This window comes from bacterium, from assembly GCA_024224155.1.
In the GTDB taxonomy this organism is placed as follows: domain Bacteria; phylum Acidobacteriota; class Thermoanaerobaculia; order Multivoradales; family JAHEKO01; genus CALZIK01.
Genome location: JAAENP010000150.1, coordinates 1 through 630, shown reverse-complemented (window position 1 = coordinate 630; position 630 = coordinate 1). Strand labels below are relative to the sequence as shown.

Here is a 630-nt window from a genome sequence, read left to right as displayed (position 1 = left end):
GGAGCTCAGGAGGGTCCCCGGCCTGGGAATCGGTTGCGAGAAGCTCGGCCACATCTACGTCGACCGGTCCCACAGCCACGCGGCAATACGCTCGATCAAGGCGGCCAGGGAGCGCATTACCGACGGGACCTCGGTGGTCTTCTTCGCCGAAGGCACGTTCGGCAAGGGCCGGGAGCTCCTCGCTTTCAAGAAGGGAGCCTTCAGGATGGCGATCGACCTCGATTTGCCGATCCTGCCGGTGACCATCGTCGGCACTCGGGAGATCCTACCCGGGGGCACCTGGAGGCTCTTCCCCGGCAGGGCGAAGCTGATCGTGCATGAGCCGGTGGAGGTCACCGGCCACGAGCACGGTAAGATGAGCGCCCTGATCCAGGAAGTCAGGGCGGCGGTCCAATCGGGGCTTGAGCCCGAAGCGTTGGCATCCGGCGGCTGAAGACGCTGATTCGAAGGAGGTCGAGAATGCAGAAGTCCAAGACTCGAGGGCACCGGCGCCGAAACCGGACCCGGCGCTCTACACCTTCGCGCACTCCCAGCTCGCGGTGCCGGTTCCGATCACCGAGACGGCCTTCGCCGGCGAGACCCTGGGAGAGATCGCGAATGACGCCGACAATCCGACTGAAGGATGTCGAG

General features: G+C 65.2%; 1 protein-coding gene. It reads left to right on the top strand.

What is annotated here, in order from left to right; all coding sequences use genetic code 11:
• A partial coding sequence (locus GY769_08800) for a 1-acyl-sn-glycerol-3-phosphate acyltransferase (GenBank protein ID MCP4202018.1) occupies positions 1 to 433 on the top strand: 433 nt, incomplete at its 5' end.
• Between the last annotated feature and the right edge of the window lie 197 nt (positions 434 to 630).